The sequence below is a fragment of the Sphingobium sp. C100 genome (assembly GCF_000508185.1).
In the GTDB taxonomy this organism is placed as follows: domain Bacteria; phylum Pseudomonadota; class Alphaproteobacteria; order Sphingomonadales; family Sphingomonadaceae; genus Sphingobium.
Genome location: NZ_AYOY01000205.1, coordinates 1 through 19,072, shown reverse-complemented (window position 1 = coordinate 19,072; position 19,072 = coordinate 1). Strand labels below are relative to the sequence as shown.

Annotated in this window: 17 protein-coding genes; 7 read left to right on the top strand and 10 right to left on the bottom strand. The window is 64.3% G+C overall.

Annotation, left to right across the window (positions count from 1 at the left end; genetic code table 11):
* Nucleotides 1–50: 50 nt before the first annotated feature.
* From gmd to C100_RS45930, 4 genes are all read left to right on the top strand, one after another.
* Complete coding sequence (gmd, locus tag C100_RS45945; protein ID WP_024021938.1) at nt 51–1,085, top strand: GDP-mannose 4,6-dehydratase; 1,035 nt, start codon at nt 51–53, stop codon at nt 1,083–1,085.
* A gap of 12 nt (nt 1,086–1,097) precedes the next feature.
* The gene (locus C100_RS45940; protein WP_024021937.1) at nt 1,098–1,997 is read left to right on the top strand and encodes an NAD-dependent epimerase/dehydratase family protein; all 900 of its coding nucleotides are present in this window, start codon (nt 1,098–1,100) and stop codon (nt 1,995–1,997) included.
* A 125-nt stretch (nt 1,998–2,122) separates the two neighbouring features.
* A complete protein-coding gene (locus C100_RS45935; RefSeq protein ID WP_024021936.1) occupies nt 2,123–3,295 on the top strand; it encodes a polysaccharide biosynthesis/export family protein in 1,173 nt (390 codons plus the stop codon).
* Nucleotides 3,296–3,313: 18 nt separating this feature from the next.
* Nucleotides 3,314–4,135, top strand: a complete 822-nt coding sequence (locus C100_RS45930; RefSeq protein WP_235219147.1) for a class I mannose-6-phosphate isomerase — start codon at nt 3,314–3,316, stop codon at nt 4,133–4,135.
* 12 nt (nt 4,136–4,147) lie between these two features.
* Here the strand turns inward: C100_RS45930 and C100_RS45925 are convergent, their stop codons facing one another.
* A complete protein-coding gene (locus C100_RS45925; protein WP_327194965.1) occupies nt 4,148–5,200 on the bottom strand; it encodes a mannose-1-phosphate guanylyltransferase/mannose-6-phosphate isomerase in 1,053 nt (350 codons plus the stop codon).
* Between the two features lie 344 nt (nt 5,201–5,544).
* Between C100_RS45925 and C100_RS45920 the strand changes: the two genes are divergently transcribed.
* Entirely contained in the window at nt 5,545–6,336 is a 792-nt protein-coding gene (locus C100_RS45920; RefSeq protein ID WP_024021933.1) for a sulfite exporter TauE/SafE family protein, read from the top strand.
* A 20-nt stretch (nt 6,337–6,356) separates the two neighbouring features.
* Here the strand turns inward: C100_RS45920 and C100_RS45915 are convergent, their stop codons facing one another.
* From C100_RS45915 to C100_RS45880, 8 genes are all read right to left on the bottom strand, one after another.
* Entirely contained in the window at nt 6,357–7,469 is a 1,113-nt protein-coding gene (locus C100_RS45915; RefSeq protein ID WP_031310314.1) for a glycosyltransferase, read from the bottom strand.
* On the bottom strand, nt 7,466–8,554 hold the full coding sequence (locus C100_RS45910) for a sugar-transfer associated ATP-grasp domain-containing protein (protein ID WP_024021931.1): 1,089 nt from the start codon (nt 8,552–8,554) through the stop codon (nt 7,466–7,468). The genes C100_RS45915 and C100_RS45910 overlap by 4 nt, the downstream gene beginning before the upstream one ends.
* Before the next feature lie 3 nt (nt 8,555–8,557).
* Nucleotides 8,558–9,379, bottom strand: coding sequence for a nucleotidyltransferase family protein (locus tag C100_RS45905; protein WP_024021930.1), 822 nt, complete (start codon nt 9,377–9,379; stop codon nt 8,558–8,560).
* Nucleotides 9,379–10,410: a phosphoribosylglycinamide synthetase gene (locus C100_RS45900; protein WP_031310313.1), complete on the bottom strand. Its 1,032-nt coding sequence runs from the start codon at nt 10,408–10,410 to the stop codon at nt 9,379–9,381. Before C100_RS45900 ends, C100_RS45905 begins: the two co-directional genes overlap by 1 nt.
* A gap of 129 nt (nt 10,411–10,539) precedes the next feature.
* Nucleotides 10,540–12,168: an NAD(P)/FAD-dependent oxidoreductase gene (locus tag C100_RS45895; protein ID WP_024021928.1), complete on the bottom strand. Its 1,629-nt coding sequence runs from the start codon at nt 12,166–12,168 to the stop codon at nt 10,540–10,542.
* Between the two features lie 46 nt (nt 12,169–12,214).
* On the bottom strand, nt 12,215–13,558 hold the full coding sequence (locus C100_RS45890) for a PepSY-associated TM helix domain-containing protein (RefSeq protein ID WP_031310312.1): 1,344 nt from the start codon (nt 13,556–13,558) through the stop codon (nt 12,215–12,217).
* 11 nt (nt 13,559–13,569) lie between these two features.
* Complete coding sequence (locus C100_RS45885; protein WP_024021926.1) at nt 13,570–15,609, bottom strand: TonB-dependent receptor family protein; 2,040 nt, start codon at nt 15,607–15,609, stop codon at nt 13,570–13,572.
* A 164-nt stretch (nt 15,610–15,773) separates the two neighbouring features.
* Nucleotides 15,774–16,184 (bottom strand): DUF2946 family protein, encoded by a 411-nt coding sequence (locus C100_RS45880; RefSeq protein WP_024021925.1) that lies wholly within the window; start codon nt 16,182–16,184, stop codon nt 15,774–15,776.
* Between the two features lie 120 nt (nt 16,185–16,304).
* Between C100_RS45880 and C100_RS45875 the strand changes: the two genes are divergently transcribed.
* The gene (locus C100_RS45875) at nt 16,305–16,715 is read left to right on the top strand and encodes a MerR family transcriptional regulator (RefSeq protein ID WP_024021924.1); all 411 of its coding nucleotides are present in this window, start codon (nt 16,305–16,307) and stop codon (nt 16,713–16,715) included.
* Nucleotides 16,716–16,756: 41 nt separating this feature from the next.
* On the top strand, nt 16,757–18,559 hold the full coding sequence (locus C100_RS45870) for an acyl-CoA dehydrogenase C-terminal domain-containing protein (RefSeq protein ID WP_024021923.1): 1,803 nt from the start codon (nt 16,757–16,759) through the stop codon (nt 18,557–18,559).
* A gap of 67 nt (nt 18,560–18,626) precedes the next feature.
* On the opposite strand, the gene C100_RS48790 is transcribed toward C100_RS45870, so the two are convergent.
* Nucleotides 18,627–18,773, bottom strand: coding sequence for a hypothetical protein (locus C100_RS48790; RefSeq protein ID WP_024021922.1), 147 nt, complete (start codon nt 18,771–18,773; stop codon nt 18,627–18,629).
* Nucleotides 18,774–19,072 lie beyond the last annotated feature (299 nt).

The window sequence follows — 19,072 nt, the reverse complement described above, 5'->3', positions numbered from 1 at the left end:
TCCCGCGTCGGCGCCGCGGGTAACGCTCTCTAAGCTCGCCAGGCCGACCGATGAAATCAGCAATCGTCACGGGCATTACCGGTCAGGACGGCGCCTATCTCACCGAACTGCTGCTGAGCAAAGGCTATCGTGTCTACGGCACTTTTCGCCGCACCAGTTCGGTGAATTTCTGGCGCATCGAAGAATTGGGGATTGCAGACCATCCCGAATTGCGCCTGATCGAATATGACCTGACCGACCTGTCATCATCCATCCGGCTGTTGCAGCAATCGGAGGCGACAGAGGTCTATAATCTGGCGGCCCAGAGTTTTGTCGGCGTATCGTTCGACCAGCCGCTGACCACCGCCCAGATCACCGGAATAGGGCCGCTCAACCTGCTGGAGGCGATCCGCATCGTCAATCCGGCCATCCGCTTCTACCAGGCCAGCACGTCGGAGATGTTCGGCAAGGTGCAGACCGTTCCCCAAACCGAGACGACCCCCTTCTGGCCCCGTAGCCCCTATGGCGTATCCAAGCTCTACGCCCATTGGAGCACCGTCAACTATCGCGAAAGCTATGGCATCTTTGGGTGCAGCGGCATTTTGTTCAATCATGAAAGTCCGCTGCGCGGCCGCGAATTCGTGACTCGCAAGATCACCGACAATGTCGCCAAGATCGCGCTCGGCAAACTCGATTGCTTGCTGCTGGGCAATATTGACGCCAGGCGCGACTGGGGTTTCGCCAAGGAATATGTCGAGGGTATGTGGCGAATGCTCCAGGCCGACGAGCCGGACACCTATGTACTCGCCACAGGCCGCACCGAAACTGTTCGCAATTTCGTGCGCCTGGCGTTCAGGGCGGCAGGGCGTGACATAGAGTTTTCCGGCGAGGGTGAATCCGAAGTCGGCATTGACGCGGCCACTGGCCGGACGTTGATGCGGATCGATCCCCGTTTCTACCGACCTGCCGAGGTCGACCTGCTGATCGGCGACGCCGGCTACGCGAGAGAAAAACTGGGATGGGCGCCCCAAACTTCGCTGGAACAGCTTTGCGACATGATGGTCCATGCGGACCTGCGCCGCAATGAGGCCGGCATCAGTTTCTGATCGGAGACGGCGATGACCAGAACCCTGATCACGGGCGTGGCGGGCTTCACCGGCCAATATCTGGCCCGGCGGCTCGCCCAACAGGGTCACCGGATCAGCGGCCTTTTACGCGAACCGGTCACGCAGCACAGCGCAGACGTTGCCGACGTCCATATCTGCGATCTCGCGAACCTGGAGGGCCTGCGCCATGTGCTGAACGAGGTGCAGCCTGACCATGTCGTGCATTTGGCCGCGATCGCCTTCGTCGCGCATGGCGATCTCGCGGACATGTACCAGACCAATATAATTGGCCTGCGGAACCTGCTGACGGCAATCGAGAGGATGGAACGCAGACCGCGAACAATCCTCGTCGCAAGCAGCGCCAACATCTATGGCAATGGGCGTGCGGGCATGTTGGACGAGACGATGCCACCCGACCCCGCCAACGATTATGGCATTACCAAGGTGGCGGGAGAATTGATCTGCGGCCTCGCCTCGTCGCGATTGCCGATCATCGTCACGCGGCCATTCAACTATACCGGAGTCGGCCAGTCCGACAGCTTCCTCGTCCCCAAGATCGTTGCCCATGCCCATCGTCGCGCGCCGGCCATCGAATTGGGCAATCTGGATGTCGCGCGGGATTTTTCAGATGTGCGCATGGTCGTCGACGCCTATGCTCGCTTGCTGGATACGCCGGAGGCGATCGGCGGGACGTTCAATATATGTTCGGGCATAGCCAAGAGCCTGCAAGATATTCTGGACAGCGTCCGTCGCATTTCCGGTCATGATTTCGGCGTGCGGGTCAATCCGGCGTTCGTGCGGACGGATGAGGTGAAAACCCTATGTGGCAATGCGGCGCGGATCGAATCGATGATCGGGCCGCTTGCGCGGGTTCCGCTCGAGGAGACGCTGCGCTGGATGCTGACGGCATGAGGTGACAGGGCGGCGGCCGGTCGATAATGTCTTGCAACCGACCCCGCCCTATTGTTTGAAATGACGGCATCAAAACCGGTTGGTCCGGGATGCCAGGTTTAGCCCTTAAGGCATTAGGAGACTTCATGAATCGCTTGTCGCACCGTCGGATCGGCACACGCCTTCCCCGCCTTTGCCTGACCGCTGCGCTGCTGGCGACCGCTGCCTGCACGTCGATTGGACCGGGTACGCAGCGCGTGACGAAGGCCGGGGAAAGCTCCAGTGTATCGATCAAGGGCATCCAGGTTATCCATATGGACGAGCGAATGCTGGCGGAACGCCCCCGCATTTCCCCGCCTGATTTTTCAACGGCGCTGGGCTATTCTTCCGCAGTAGGCGAAACTGTCGGGGCCGGCGACGTGCTGGCGGTCACGATCTGGGAAGCGCCGCCGGCCGTGCTCTTCAGTTCGAACCCGAGCATGAGTTCGGTTGATACCAGCCGCGCAACCATCTTGCCCGAGTTTCTGGTCGGTCAGTCCGGTCAAATCTCCGTTCCCTTCGCCGGACTCGTGCCGGTTGCCGGCCGCACGCTGACCGAGATTGAGCGCGACATTACGGTGCGCCTGCGCGGCAAGGCGCATCTGCCCCAAGTGGCCGTGCGCCTGGTCCGCAACGAGAGCGCCAATGTATCGGTCGTGGGCGAAGTGACCCAAAGTATGCGGATGCCGTTGACGCCCAAGGGCGAGCGCGTGCTGGATGCGATCGCGGCAGGCGGCGGCACCAAGGCGCCGGCCGACAAGACGACCATCCAGATCAGCCGCGACGGGCAGATCTATGCGATGCCAATGGCAACCGTCATCAGCGATCCCAAGCAAAATGTCGTATTGCGGCCCGGCGACGTCGTAACCGCCCTGTTCCAGCCCTATAGCTTCACCGCGCTCGGCTCTGTGGGCAAGAATGAGGAAGTGAATTTCGAAGCGACGGGCATCACCCTGGCACAGGCGCTGGGCCGGATCGGTGGATTGCAGGACGGGCGCGCCGACGCCAAGGGCGTGTTCCTGTTCCGCTGGGAAGATCCGGCGCTCGTGCCTAACCGGGGCGCCGATGTGGCAGCCGGCCCAGACGGCCGCATTCCCGTCATCTATCGAGTCGATATGAAGGACCCTGGAACCTATTTTGCGATGCAACATTTCCCGGTCCACAATAAGGACGTGCTCTACGTATCGAATAACCCGGTTGCCGAAGTGCAGCGTATAATCAGCCTGTTCGCGTCGACGGTGCTGCCGCTGGTCGCGATCGACAACGCCGTGAGCAAATGACGCGGCGCGAGGATCGCCGTGCCAGCTGACACCATGCGCAAGTTGCAGCCACGGCTGGTTGACAAGCCCTGGGGCTGGCAAACCCTTCCCGCGCCGTTCCAGGATATGACCGGACGGCAAATTGGCGAAATCTGGTTTGAGGATGGTCCGGACGAACAGCCGCCACTGCTGGTCAAATATATCTTCACCAGCGAACGGTTGTCGATCCAGGTGCATCCCGATGACCAGGCGGCGCGGGCGGCAGGTCTTCCCAGCGGCAAGGAAGAGCTATGGTATATTGTCGATTGTGAACCTGGAGCCGTGCTGGGTATCGGCCTCAAGCGGGAGATGACCCCGGAAGCTTTTCGCGCAACTGCGCTGGATGGTTCGATCGAACAGATCATCGACTGGAAGCCCGTCGCGCCAGGCGACTGCTATTTCATTCCGGCCGGCACCGTTCATGCGATTGGCGCAGGGATCACGCTGGCTGAAATCCAGCAGAATGTCGATATCACCTACCGCCTCTATGACTATGGGCGGCCAAGAGAACTTCATCTGGACCAAGGCCTTGCTGTCAGCCGGCTGGCGCCTTATGACCGCCCGGTGCTACGCCTGCCCCAGGACGATGATCTTGGCCTGCTCTCGCCGGTCGGCGCGCCATTCCGGGTAAGCCTTCATCATTGGCGCCAGTCCGGTCCCATCGCCTTGCCGGACGAATTGCAACTATGGTTCATCCCGCTTAGCGGCAGTGGTTCATGCGGTCGCCAGCGCTGGGCGCAGGGAGAATGCTGGCTGCTATCGGGCGATTGCATCATGAGCGCGGACGGCGCGGCGGCCGCCTTGATCGCGAGCCCGGCCTGAGAGCGAAGTCGCTCAGTCAAAGCCGGTGGTTTCCACTTTTTCCACGATCATCTTGACGTCCTGCGACCGATCGCGCGGCATGACCAGTACGCCCTGCGCCGTCGATACTATGACGCAATCACGCAGGCCGAGAGTCGCGACCGGCGGACCGCCATCGACATAGATGAGATTGCCGGCGCCATCGATGCTGACCGCTGGCCCTTTAATCGCATTGCCATTGCCGTCCTGGGCGCGAACGGCCCATAGCGCCCCCCAGGAGCCGACATCAGACCATCCCATGTCGACAGGCACGACCGCCGCCCGGTCGGTCTTCTCCATCACAGCAATGTCAATCGAGACGTTGGGACTGGCACAAAAGGCATCCCGGTCGGGCAGGATAAAGCCTGCTTCATACCGCGCGCCCGCCATTGCCGCCGTCGCAGCGGCTTGAACGTCGGGCACATGACGTTCCAATTCTTCAAGCAGGACGCCCGCGCTGAACAGGAAGATGCCGCCATTCCAATAGTGGCGTCCGCCCGCGAGATAGGCTTCAGCCTGAGCACGCGGCGGCTTTTCAACGAATTCAGCTACCGCATGAACCACGCCGTCAGCGTCGAGCGGTTCGCCCTTGGAAATATAGCCATAGCCGGTTTCGGGATAATGAGGCTGAATACCGAAAGTGACGAGACGTCCATCCCGAGCCGCCGGCAAGGCCGAAGCAACGACCGCGTGAAAGCGGGCGAGATCCGCAATGACATGGTCCGACGGCATCACCAGCATCAGCGCATGTGGGTCGCGCGCTGCGATCCAAGCCGCCGCGATCGCAATAGCTGGTGCGGTGTTGCGTCCTTCCGGTTCGAGGAGGATGGCCGACGTGCCATGCCCTGCCGCGACCAGTTGTTGCTGAACAAGCGCACCCTGCGCCGCGCTCGACACGATTAGCGGCAGTTCGAAGCCCGGGATTCCGATCGTCCGTGACATTGTTTCCTGCAACATCGATCGTTCTGAGACCAACGCCATGAATTGCTTTGGACATTCCGGTCGAGATGCGGGCCAAAGGCGCGTCCCTGCGCCTCCCGAAAGGATGACCGGGTAGACGGAAGATGAAGGAGATATGGAAGAAATGGTCGGCTATCCCTAGTGGCTGTCCAAAGCGCGGCAAACAAACGGTGCATTCAGCGCAATAGCACGGATAGAGTAAATAAATCCGTGTATTGCCTTCCTGTTTATTGGGGCAAATCTGTCGATGCAATCCGGCGCGGCCGCGCGGCGGCATTTTCTCGCCGAACGCGAAATGCGGAATCGGATGATGAGACGGAAGTCACCCCGATTGCGACAGATCGAGAAAAAGGACTGTTCGCGGTACAACACTGCCGATATGCCCCTGAAAGCAACCGCGATGTGACGAGGTTGCTGGTCGGGGGGTGTGAATGGATTGGTTGCACGCGGTTGCCGGACTGTTCGTCGGCGCCATGGTGGGCATGACCGGCGTGGGCGGCGGATCGTTGATGGCGCCGATCCTCATCCTTTTGTTTGGAGTCTCGCCGGCCACAGCGGTCGGCACCGACCTGTGGTTCGCCGCCATCACCAAGTCGGTAGGGGGGTTCGTTCACCATCATCATGGCGGAGCGGAGGGTGGGCCGGATTATGAGGTGATTCGCCGCCTGTGCCTGGGCAGCCTGCCCGCAGCCCTGATCGTCATAATCCTACTGTCCCGGATCGATGCCCAGCAGATCAAGGGCGGCCTGATCATGAACGCGCTGGGGGGAGTGCTGATCCTGACCGCCGTCGCCACGATGTTCCGTGGTCGTTTTCACCATATGGCCGTCCATGCGCGCCAGGATACGGCGAAGACATTTTTGCGCTATCAAGCTGGGCTGACCGTGGCCGCGGGCGCCTTGCTGGGCGCCATGGTCACGCTGACATCGGTGGGCGCGGGCGCCCTGGGCGCTACCTTGTTGCTGGCCCTCTATCCGCTGCGGATGCGGTTGCAAAAGCTGATCGCGACGGACATCGTTCATGCCGTGCCGCTGACCTTAGTCGCGGGCCTCGGGCATTTGTGGATCGGCAATTTCAACCTGATGCTGCTGTTCAGCCTGCTCGCCGGTTCCATACCGGGGATCATCATCGGGTCGATGTTGGCATCGAAAGTGTCGGAACGGGTGCTGCAACCATTGCTCGCCCTCGTGCTGATGATCGCAGGCTGGCGATTGCTCGGCTGACGCGCATCGCCGGGCCGCGACTAGCGGGTCAGCAACTGATCCACCAGCCGCGACCAGCCCGCAGACACGCTGTCCATACCGAACCGGTCGATGCGATCGCCAGGGCGAATGCGCGTAAGAGGATCGATCTGTCGAGCCATGGCATTCGCCATGGCCTGCGCGTCGGACGGGTCCACCAGCAGGCCGTGCCGACCTTCATCGAGCAGTTGCGCCGCATTACCCGCACTCACCGAGGCAACGCAGGCTGCATCGACCGCCAGGGCTTCCAACAGCACATTCGCCGATCCTTCCCACCAGGACGGCAGCACGAACGCATCGCAGCGGGCGAGCCAGGGAAAGACATTGGCGACGGTGCCGGGTAATGCCAGATCGTCACCGATGCCCAGTTGGTGGGCCTGCGTCATCAACCGTGCGCGTGCGTCGTCGCGGCTTTCACCCAGGATGACCAGGCGCGCGGCGCGCGCGCGTCGCAGCAGCGCGAAGGCGCGCAGCAGGGTGCCGAAATTCTTCTGCGGCGCCAAACGGCCGATGGCGAGGATGACAGGCACAGGCCCGCCCAGCCAGTCATGCGGCGCACTATCGCCCACGTGCGTCCGCGAAGCGGCCGCGTCGATACCATTGGCGATGACGCTCAGTCGGCCTGTGCGGCCGGCCTTTGCAAAGGCCGGCGTGTCCGCCAGCGTCGGCGATACCAGCACGAGATGCGCGGCATCGGCCGCGACCAGGCGCGCCATCGCGGTCCGGCCCCAGCGCTTCAGTCCGCCCGAGGGCGCGCCGGGGATGACCCGCATGACGTCGTTGCTGATGCGATAGACGCGCTTGAGGCCGGAAACGCCGCGGCTGCCGGCCCATGCCGTGCCATGGCCGTGGTTGCCAGCCGAAATCAATATCGCCGGTCGCGCGCGACGCAAATAACGACGCAAGGCCAGCGCAGCATCCATCTTTTCGCGTAACCTGGAACCGCGCGCGTGAGGCAGCAGAGCGTGATGGACGATGCCCGGCACCCCTTCCCCGCCCGGCAGCGCGGTCAGCAACTGGACCTCATGGCCTTGCGCAGCCAGATCGGCGGCGATCAGCCGGGCATTGCGCACCACGCCGGTCGCGACCAGGGCATGGACATAGATGCAGATCACCGGCCGCGCCGGTCCCATTCCATCACCCGCGCCGAGCGCCAACGTCCGGCCGGCAACGTGGCAAGATGATGACGATAGAGCGCGCCCAGACGCGTTTCGGCCAGCCCCTGCCCGTTCACCAGTTGGAGAATGTCGGTGCCGGGGTTCCAGTTACCTTCGATCAGCATCGGGTCATTGCTCGTCAGGCCGACATCCCAGCCGATGACGGTGAACCCGGTGGCGAACGCCTGATGCGCGCGACAGGCGAGAGCGATCGCCTCGGCAAGATCGGGCACGGCCGTACCGGCGATCGCGGCGCCGGTGGCCGGGTGCCGGTCATACGGGGTCGGCGGCCCGTCACGGCCCAGCCAGGCCGGCAGGCACCGGCCCTGATCGTCAATCCCCAGCACCAGATTGCCGGCGTTGAAATTATCCACCGGCCGCGCGCCGCCCGCCGACAGGCGCAGCGCCAGGTCGCAGGCTTCGGGCGCGCCCGTTTCATCCAGGCAAGTGACGACGCGCAGGGTCGGCAGCGCGCTCGGCGACAGGTCGACCAGTGCCTGATGCGTCGGCAAGCGGCGCTGGATCACACCGCCCCCGCGCCACAGGCCCAGCAGGCGCGTGCGCAGGGCGGCTTCGGCAATCGGCCCGTCCGCCCCATGCCATCCCGCGCCTTCTCGCCTGAATCGCTCCACCCCCTGCCCCTTGGACTGGAAACTGGGCTTGGCGATGATGTCGGCTTCACCCGCCAGCCATACCGCAAGATCCTCACGCGCCGGATCGCACGCCGCCGCTATGGGCAGGCCGGCCTGCTGCGCGACGCAGGCGAAGAGTTGCTTGTTCTTGAGCGGGTTGGCGGTGAAGGGAAAGGCGGCGGGATTGAGCAGCCGGTGCAGCCCCTTGCGGTCGCGCATCGACAGCCCTGCACGCCGCACCTCTTCCGACAGCAGCAGCCTTTCCGCCGGGCTCCAGCCGCCCCGCCCCGCGCTCGCCAGCAGTTGCGACAGTGCGCGCGTGGCAGCGGGCCAATGCGCGCGCAGCCCGCCATGATAGGCAGCCAGCAGGCTATTCTCGTCCCGGCGTGGGACCGCGCGTATGGTGAGCAAGTCTTACTCCGCGGCCTGCATGGCCGGAGCGCGGCGTTCGAGCAGTTCGGTTGCAACGCCATGGGAACGGGCATTGTCGACATCGATCGCCACCGCGCCATCGGACAGGATCACAGGTGCGATGGTCATGCGGAAGCGGCGGGAGAAACGCGCGAAGGTCTCCGCCAAAGTGCCGATGCCGAACCGAAAGCGGATGAGATTGAGCAGGCCGAAGGCGCCGATGATACGCATGGGATGCTTCACGAACTGGCCGCCGCTGCGGAAGGTTTCGGCCGCAGCGAGCGCCTCGCTATCCTTGAGCCAATAGGTGTTGCAATTGGAATAGCTGTCTTCGGCGAAGCGGTAGAATTTGCGCTGGCCCTCGGGATGCGCCGCCAGCACCGAATCGCGACGAGTGAAGGCCACCGCCGCATCGGCCCCCTGCGCCTTGCAGCCTTGCAGCATGTCGGCGACGGCGGGTGGGGTGAGCAGGACGTTGTCTGCCGTGGTGATCAGCAGCGGGAATGGCGCGCCTTCTGCCGCCGCCAGGACAGAATCCACCAGATTGGGGCGAGCTGCGACCGGCATCAGCCGACCGGCGGCGATCAGGTCGCGCAATTGCGGCAGTCCGTCCAGCACCGCCGGTTCCTCGATAGCGACGCGAATCTGTCCGACATGCTCGCTGGCCGCCAGCGTATCGATGACATGGAGCAGCATCGGCTGGCCCGCGACCGGAACCAGGCATTTGTGCGTGACGCCGGCTTCCAGCGCAAGCGGATCGGTAGCGCCATCGCGTTTCCCGGCGAGCACAAGCGCCGTCGTCAGCGCATCCCCCTGGCGGTCCATCAGGCCGCGACCCTCAGCGGCGCTTCGTTCAGCAGCCCCTGCCGTTCCAGGCTATGGCCGATGATGGTTTCGACCAGCATCTGATGATCGACCCCGATCGACCGGGCCGCCCGCGAAATGGTCTTTTTCGACCAGAGGTTGCAGGACAGGTTCACTTCCATGAACTGCACAGCGCCGCTGACGGGATCGTAACGGAATTCGAAACGGCCATAGTCGAACGGCCAAAGCTCGGGCAACAGCCGCCGGGTCATGTCCTCCAACTGCATCAGCAGACCCCGATCCTCGACCAGCACAAGCGGGTCGTCGCCCGCATCGACCAAGCCGCGCTTTTCCTCATGACTGCGGGCGCGATGGGGGTCGGCGGGGACATACATCATCGGCGGCAAAATCCAGGGCTGGCCACCGCTGCCGCCGACGACCGGGACGGCGACATCGAGCAGCGGCGCCCAGGCCTCGACCAGAACATCATGGCCCTCACCATGGAGATAATCGATCTGCGACCGCGCTTCGGCCCAGTTATCGACCATGGCGAGGCCCCAGGAAGCGGAGGACGCATTGGGCTTTACCACCAGCCGTTCTGCGCGGAAGGCCGGTTCCGCGACAAGGCCGCCGCGACGGAAGACCTGCGCGGGCATGGTCGGCACGCCATGGGCGCTGGCGATCAGCTTGCTGAGATATTTGTCGTCGGACACGCCGCGCAGGATCGGACTTGCGCCCATGAAGGGCATGTCGCGCCAGCTGAGCAGCAGCGGCGCCATCATTTCGCTATTCTGAAAACCGCCGCGATTGAGCAGGGTGACGACGAAATCGACATCAGGCCGATCGAACAGCGCCTCATAGCTGTTGGCGACCCGGATGTTGAGGCCGATCTCCTCCATCGTGGTGCGCATTTCATGATGATAGACGGCGTGATTGCCGTCCACCGAATCAGGCGCTCCGCTCGCGCGGGCATGTTTGGCCAGGAAGAGGATGCGCAGCCGCGCCTTGTCGGCCGGGGAGATGCGCACGCAGCGGTCAATATGGGTCAACATGACGGACATCTAGCCCGCGAGAATGACGCGCCATTGACGTAGTGATGACCATGCCGCGTCGATTGCGCGACAAATAGGTGACGATTCCATGCCGCTCATCGTCAAGACGATGCCGGCGCGGTCGTTCCCTCAGACCTTGTCGTTCACCATGGCGAGCGCCGCCGCCTCGGCCACCTTGATCCCGTCGATGGCGGCGGACAGGATGCCGCCGGCATAGCCCGCGCCTTCGCCCGCCGGATAGAGTCCGGCGATATTGAGGCTCTGAAAATCCTTGCCGCGCGTGATGCGCAATGGGGACGAAGTGCGAGTCTCCACGCCCGTCATCACCGCGTCGGGATGATCGTAATTGGCAAGCTGGCGACCGAACACGGGGAGTGCCTCGCGAAAGGCATCGATGACGAAGGGGGGCAGGCAGCGCGACAGGTCGGTGGGGGTAACGCCCGGCTGGTAGGAGGGTTCGACCGATCCCAACGACGTAGAGGGCCGCCCGGCGAGAAAGTCGCCAACCGTCTGCCCCGGCGCCCAATAGCTGGACCCACCCGCGAGATAGGCTTGCGTTTCCCAATGGCGCTGGAATGCGATGCCGGCGAGCGGCCCGCCCGGATAGTCGCGCGCCGGGTCGATGGCGACGACCAACCCCGAATTGGCGTTGAATTCGGCGCGGCTATATTGGCTCATGCCATTGGTGACGACGCGCCCTTCCTCCGACGCGGCGGCGACCACGCGGCCGCCCGGACACATGCAGAAACTGTAGACCGTGCGGTCATTGGCGCAGTGATGGGCGAGGCTGTAGGCCGCCGCGCCGAGGTCCGGGTGGCCCGCACATGTGCCGTAGCGGGCGCGGTCGATCCAGCTTTGCGGATGTTCGATGCGCACGCCGATCGAGAAGGGCTTGGCTTCCATATGGACGCCACGGTCATGCAGCATCTCGAACGTCGGGCGCGCGCTGTGGCCGACCGCCAGGATGACATGATCCGTTTCAATGACGCCGCCGTCCTGGAGGACGAGCCCGCGCAATTGCTGCCTGCCATCGCCCTGGCGCTCCAGCACCAGATCATCGACGCGATGCTGCCAGCGATATTCGCCGCCCAACTGCTCAATCTGGCGGCGCATCGATTCGACCATCGTGACGAGGCGGAACGTGCCGATATGGGGATGTGCTTCCCACAGGATATCATCGGGCGCGCCGGCGGCGACAAACTCCTCCAGCACCTTGCGGCCCAGGAAGCGCGGGTCCTTTACCCGGCAATAGAGCTTGCCGTCGGAGAAGGTGCCCGCCCCGCCTTCGCCGAACTGGACATTGGAATCGGGGTTCAGCTCGGCCCGGCGCCATAGCGCCCAAGTATCCCTGGTCCGTTCCCGAACCACCTTTCCGCGATCGAGGATGATCGGCCGGAAGCCCATCTGGGCGAGGATGAGGCCGGCGAACAGGCCGCACGGGCCAGCGCCGATCACCACCGGCCGCTTGCCGCGCCAGGCGTCCGGGGCATGGGCGACGAACCTGTAGGCGGTATCAGGCGTGGGGCGGACTTCATGGTCGGCGGCGAAGCGATCCAGCACGGCAACCTCGTCAACGACATCGACATCAAGCGTGTAGACGAGTTGGATCGCCGCCTTGCGCCGCGCGTCATTGCCGCGCCGCACCAGGCTGTGGCCACGCAATTCATGCGGTTCAAGGCCAAGGCGCTGGCAAATGGCGGCGGGCATCGCCTCGGCCGGATGGTCGAGGGGCAGTTTCAGGCCGGACAGACGGATCATGGCGTGCCCATAATCGCTTGGCGCGCGAAAGGGAATTGTCCGCGCGTCAGGCCCGCCGCATCCGCCACGCCAGCCACTCGCCCGCCAGCGCCGCCACCATGCTGAGCCCGGTCAGCGGGAAGAGCAGGCCCAATGCCAGCATCAAGGCGGCTACGGTCCGTTTCGCGCCCGGCGTGGCAGCGGGCGGCGCGGACAAGCGTCCGTCCCGTCGGCGCTTCCACCAAAGGATGGGCGCGGTGAGGCAGAGCGCCAGCAGGCACAGGCACCCCGCCAGCATCAGCAACCGATTGGGTTCGCCATATTGCTGGCCCTGATGGGTGGCGATCCCCCATTCGACCGATTTCGCGCCGATGCCGAACTGACGCCAGTCCATGTCCTGCAACAGCGCGCCATTGGCGGCGTCGATCGCGATGGCGCGGGCCTCGTCGGCGCGGGTGGTGATCGTCGTGACCAGATAGGGCGCGCCGGGCGCGGCGGGCAGGAAAAGCTGATAGCCTGACGACAGGCCGCGCCGGGCGGCGATGCGCGCAACCGCGTCGATGCCGATGTCGCCGCCCCCGCTGCTGGTCGGCGCATCCCCATCGCGCAAAGTCCATGGCAGGGCCTGCTTCGCGGGCGGCGCCCAGGGATTGACCTTCATCGGCGGGCGACCCGCGCCATTGGCGGCGATCACCGCGCGCAGGCCGCCACCCCAGACGTCGGTCCATGGCATACCCGTCACCGCCAGGAACAGGATCACCGCCGCCGACAGGAAGCCAAGCGTGCCATGCAGGTCGCGCCAGAACAGGCGTCCCCCCGCCCTGCCCCGGATCGCCAGAGCCGGCTGGCCGCGTCGGGGCCAGCGCAGATAGAGGCCCGTGACGCACAGGATGATCGCCCAGCCGGCCACCACCTCCACCACGCGATTGCCGATGGGACCGGTGATGGTGAGGCTGTGAATAGTCTTCACCGTCTGCATGACGCCGCCGTCGCGCATCTGGCCGAGGATACGGCCGTCCCGTGGATCGACGAAATGCACCCGTTCGCCGCCTTCTGGCGAACGGGTCGTGACCCGCCAGCTTTCCCCCGCCGCCGGGCGCAGCAGTTGCGTCGCCTTTGCGCCCGCCTGCCGCTCAACGGCGGCGATGATCCGCGAGGGAGGGAGCAACGGCGCGGCGGCAGTCGCCTTTGCGCCCCCCTGCCGCTCAACGGCGGCGATGATCCGCGAGGGAGGGAGCAACGGCGCGGCGGCACGGGGCGGCAGCCGCACCGGATAGACCAGCGCTTCGATCTCCGGCTTGTAGAGATACAGCGCGCCGGTGACCGCCATCAGCGCCAGCACGGGCAGGACGATCAGCCCGGCATAGAAATGCCAGCGCCACATCGCCCGGTAAAATGCGCCTTCCGCCATGGTCCGCTCCATCAGAAACGGGCGCGCACGCCGGCATAGACGGCGCGGCGTTCGACCGGATAGAAAGCGACGCTGCCTTCATCGGCGGGCGTGGCGGGATCATCGGCCGTGTAGCGGACGAGCGCGCTGATGTCGCCGATCGCCCGTTCCTTCGTCAGGTTGCGGGCGTCGAGAAACAGGGTGACGCCGTCCCGCACCTGCGCCTGCGCGCCAAGGTTCAACAACGCATAGCTGCCCACGCGCTTGCTGTTGGCATAGTCGATCCATGCGCCCTGCGGCAGCCATTCCACCGACGGCGAAACCGACAGCCGATCCGTCCCCAGCTTCAGTTCCGCGCGGTAGAAATGGCGCGGGATCACCGGCAAGCGGTTATTCCCGAACTGGATATCCTCGCGGAAGCGGAAATCGCTATATTGATAGACTTGTCGCAGGGTGGCCCAGGGCGTCAGGGTCAGGTCCAGCCCCGCCTCGATCCCTTGATGCCGGGTTCGATCGGCGTTGAACGTCGCGGCGGGGATGGTGCCGGCGACGGTGCTATATTGCAGCATCTCCCCTTCTATGTCGGCGCGGTAGAGACTGACGTCCCAGGCGGCGATGCCCAGCCGGCCGCGCGTGCCGATTTCCGCCGTCCATGCCTTTTGCAGGCCGACCGGGGTGAAACCCGGCGCGCCGCCCGTGGGCGCCTGGCTGAGTTCGCTTAAGCCCGGCATTTCGACCGAACGGCTGTAATTGGCATAGAATTGGACCGTTTCCGATGGCTGGTAAAGCAGGCCGATCTTCGGCGCGAAGGCGTCGAAATCAGCCTTGCCGCTGCGCTCTGGGGCGAAGCGATTGTCGACCTGCCGCTCGCCATGGCTGTAGAGGCCGCCCGCAACCAGCCAGAAACCGGGCAGCGGCGCGATCCGCGCTTCGCCATAGCTGTTGATCGTCTGCGCCTTCTGCACCGCATAAGCGGTCGGGGCGCCGCGCTTTCCGTTGATGTTGACGAACTGCTTGGCGATTGTCCGGCCAAAGCGCGCCTGACTGCCAAGGGTCAGTTCGACCGGCATCCCGCCCAGGTCGCCCGCCAGGTCGAGGCTGGCGAAAACACCCCGGTCTTCCGACTTCTGGTCGATCACCTGATAAATGGGGTGAAACAGTTGCTTGGCGTTAAAATAGACACCGAAAGCGACAGTTCCAGCACCGATCGCAACGGTAGTCCGGTTCTGCAATCGGATCGAGTCGATGTCGCGGGCCTGGTCACCAACTACATTGCCCCTGGACGGGGTGTTCAGCGCCGCGTCTTCGCTGAGCGCGCCCGCGAGATGCTGGCGGATCGTCTGGGCGCTGGCGTAGAAGCGGGTTTCGACCCGGTCGCTCAGCTTCACGCCGACATTGCCGTTGAAGCGCAGCGCCTTGCGGTCGCCATGGGTGCGGTCGCTGTCGGACCGGTCGGCTGTGATGGCGGCATAGGCGTCGCCACGGTCATCGGCATAGCCATAGGCGGCTTTGCCGCGCAGCGTGTCGAAACCGCCGCCATCGACGCGCAGTTCCGCTCCCGGCGCGCTGCGGCCAGTGGGCGTCACAGCGTTGATCGCGCCGCCCAGCGTGGAGCCGCCAAAGCGCAAGGCATTGCCACCGCGATAGACTTCCAGATGCTGGAAGATTTGGGGATCGAGTTCCTGGAAATCGCCATTGTCGTCGGCGGCGTTGATTGGGATGCCGTCCTGCAACAAGGTGAGACCGCGCATATGATAGCCGCGCGAGAGGCCCGAACCACGGATCGAAATGCGGACCTCCTGCCCGAAGCGCGGCTGGGTATAGACGCCCGGCGAAAAGCTGAGCGCGTCGCGCAGCGAAACGGCGAGCTTGTCCTGAAATTCGTCCGCCGCCACGACATCGACGCCGCCCGGCGTGCGCTGGACGCGCGCAGCGGCTTCTTCGACGATGGGACTGGCGGTGACGATGATCGCGCTCTGGTCGGCGGCGTCTTCGGCAAGGGCGGGCGATGCGGACAGGATCAGGACAAGGGCGCACAGCGGCAGGCTGCGCGTGACATGGATGGGACGCATGGGATCGTAGCTTTCTGAAATGAATGACGAAGCGACACATGACTGCGTCTGCCCCGAGGCAATTGCTCCATGCTCCTGCGCAGGCAGGAGCCTCGTTGAGGCGGCGAAAATGGGTTCCTGCTTGCGCAGGAACACGCCGTCCCAACTTCGGAGCGAGTTCAGAATCAGAAAGTGGCGGGCGGCCCCGAAGAGGGCGGCGGAGGCGCGGCGAGGCGCGCGATCAGGCCGGTCTTGAGCGCGAAGGCGATAGGGCCGAACGCCAGTTGCCAGGCCGGCAGCGGCAGGTCGGCAAGTACCAGAGGCGGCACGGCCGGTTGGACCGAGGCGGCGAAGGGGCAATGTTGCTGGCCGGTCATGCCGTCGTCGGGGCGATGGTCCCGGCGCTCGGGCGCCTGCCCCCGGTCGACAACGACATTGACAGGTCCGGTGCCCGTGCACAGCGTCACCACGACGCCGCTTTCGGTGCGCACCGGCATGAAGCCCGACGGCGCAACAAGCTGAATCGCCAGGACGAGCAGCGCCAGCGCCGCCAGCAATCCGCGCGTCCCTTCGCCCTGTCTGATCGCCCCCATCATGCCGCGGGACGTAGCGGCTTGGCCCCCGCCTGTCACTAGGGCAAAAGGACCATGGAACGGGACGACAGCGACTCTTTCATTCACCTTGACGTAAACGTAAAGCAGGGTTATATCCGCACTATGGACACGCGCAGCAGCATCGCCGGCATCGAACTGCCCGACCAGAGCGAACGGCAGAGATACAGCATTACCGATCTGTCCGAGGAATTTGGCGTGACCGCCCGCGCGTTGCGCTTTTACGAAGATGAAGGGCTGATCTCGCCGGAGCGGCAAGGCTTGTCGCGTATCTATTCGCGCCGCGACCGCGCGCGTCTGGCCTGGATCCTGCGCGGCAAGCGAGTGGGTTTCAGCCTGACCGAAATCCGCGAGATGATCGACCTTTACGACGCCGATGAGGAACATGAGGCGCAACGGCGCGTCACGGTCGACAAATGCAAGGCGCGCATCGACCTGCTGACGCGGCAGAAGGCCGATATCGACGCCGCCATCGCCGAACTGGCGAGCTTCGTTGCAACCATCGAACAGCAATAACCCCTGCCCCCTGCTTGCGAATAACATATCAGGAGAAGATCATGCCCAGCTATGCCGCCCCCGTCCGTGACACCCGCTTCGTGCTGGACCATGTCGTCGGGCTGGACCGCTACGCCAACCTGCCCGGTTTCGAAAACGCCACGCCCGACCTGGTCGAGGCCATCCTGACCGAAGGCGGCAAGATGGCCGCCGAAATACTGTTTCCGCTCAACGCCGTGGGCGACAAGGAAGGCTGCACCCGCCATGCGGACGGCAGCGTGACGACGCCGACTGGCTTCAAGGCGGCCTATGACCAATATGTCGAAAGCGGCTGGACCACGCTGCACGCGCCGGAGGCTTTCGGCGGCCAGGGGCTGCCGATGGTCCTCGCAACCGCGCTGGGCGAATATATGACGGCGGCCAACCAGGGCTTCGAAATGTATTTCGGCCTTACCACCGGGGCGATTTCCGCGCTGCTGGCCAAGGGCAGCGACGAACTGAAGCAGCGCTACGTCCCCAAGATGGTGTCGGGCGAATGGACCGGCACGATGAACCTGACCGAACCGCATTGCGGCACGGATCTGGGCCTCATCAAGACCAAGGCGGTGCCGCAGGCCGATGGCAGCTATGCGATCACCGGCACTAAAATCTTCATTTCGGCGGGCGAGCATGACCTGGCCGACAATATCATCCACCTCGTCCTGGCCAAGACGCCCGACGCGCCCGAGGGCAGCAAGGGCATTTCGCTGTTCGTGGTGCCCAAGATGTTCGTGCAGGAAGACGGGTCGCTGGGCGAGCGCAATGCCGTGTCCTGCGGTTCGATCGAGCACAAAATGGGCATTCACGGCAATGCGACCTGCGTCATGAACTATGACGGCGCAACCGGATGGATGGTCGGCGACGAGAATAAGGGCCTGGCCGCCATGTTCATCATGATGAACGCGGCCCGCCTCGGCGTCGGCCTTCAGGGGCTGGGTCAGGCGGAGATCGCTTTCCAGAACGCGGTCCATTATGCCAAGGACCGCCGTCAGGGCCGCGCCCTGACCGGGCCGAAGGAACCGAACGAGAAGGCCGACACGCTGTTCGTCCATCCCGACGTGCGCCGGATGCTGATGGAATCCAAGGCCCTGACCGAAGGGCTGCGCGCGCTGACGCTGTGGACCGCCGCGCAGGTCGATCTGTCGCACTATGCCGCGAGCGAGGAAGAGCGGCAGGCGGCCGACGACCTGCTCCAGCTGCTGACCCCGGTGGTCAAGGGCTATGGCACCGACAAGGGCTTTGACGTGGCCGTCGCCTGCCAGCAGGTGTTCGGCGGCCATGGCTATATCTGGGAAAATGGCGTGGAGCAGTATGTGCGCGACGCGCGCATCGCCCAGATCTACGAAGGCACCAACGGTATTCAGGCGATGGATCTGGTCGGCCGCAAGCTGCCCATGCATGGCGGCCGGGCGCTCCAGTCCTTCCTGAAGATGGTCGGCGAGGAAGTTGCCGAGGCCAAGGGCAATGACAAGCTGGCCCCCATTGCCGAGGCGCTGGAAAAGGCCAGCGGCCAGTTGGGTGCGGCGACCATGTGGCTGATGCAGAATGCGATGAAGAACCCCGAAAATGCCGGGGCCGGCGCGCATCATTATATGCACATATTGGGTATCGTCGCGACCGGCCTGATGTGGCTGCGCATGGCGAAGGCCGCCACCACGCTGACCGATGCGGGCGAAGGCGACGCCAGATATCTGGAGGCCAAGCTGGTGACGGCGCGCTTCTTTGCCGAGCGGATCATGCCCGACGCGGGATCGCTGCGCCGCAAGATCGAAGGCGGCGCCGAATCCTTGATGGCGCTGGACCCGGATATGTTCCTGGCCGCTTGATCCGGCCAGTCATCGCAGAGCACGCAAAGGGCGGCGTTCCGAAAGGAAGGCCGCCCTTTCGCGTCGATCAGGCTGCGAGCGGCAATTCTTCGATCGGCGCCGGAGTCACGGTGTCAGCAGCCTGCGCCTGCGTCCGCACAAGCCCCGCAACATGGCGTTCGGCCATAAGGACATCACGGCGATAGGCGAAATAGAGCGACAGCAGGGAAAACATGGACAAGCCTCGGTTGGATTTTTGCTGCGTTGCAGCATGGCTAAATCTCTGCGCTTGCTGGGGACATTTCGCAAATGCAATGCGGTCAAAGGCGATTGCAGGAAATGTAAGGACGCGCGGGCGGGCATTGCAGGCTGTTGGAGTGTGAGCGGTGACTGCCCTCATTCCGCCCGTTAACAGCCAATCCTAATTTTCTACGTCATGCCGGCGCAGGCTGGAATCTCGGCCGGAGCGGGCAGCGATATGGGCAGCATTTTTCCAACGCTATTCCGCCTTGCCTGAGACCCCAGCCTTCGCGG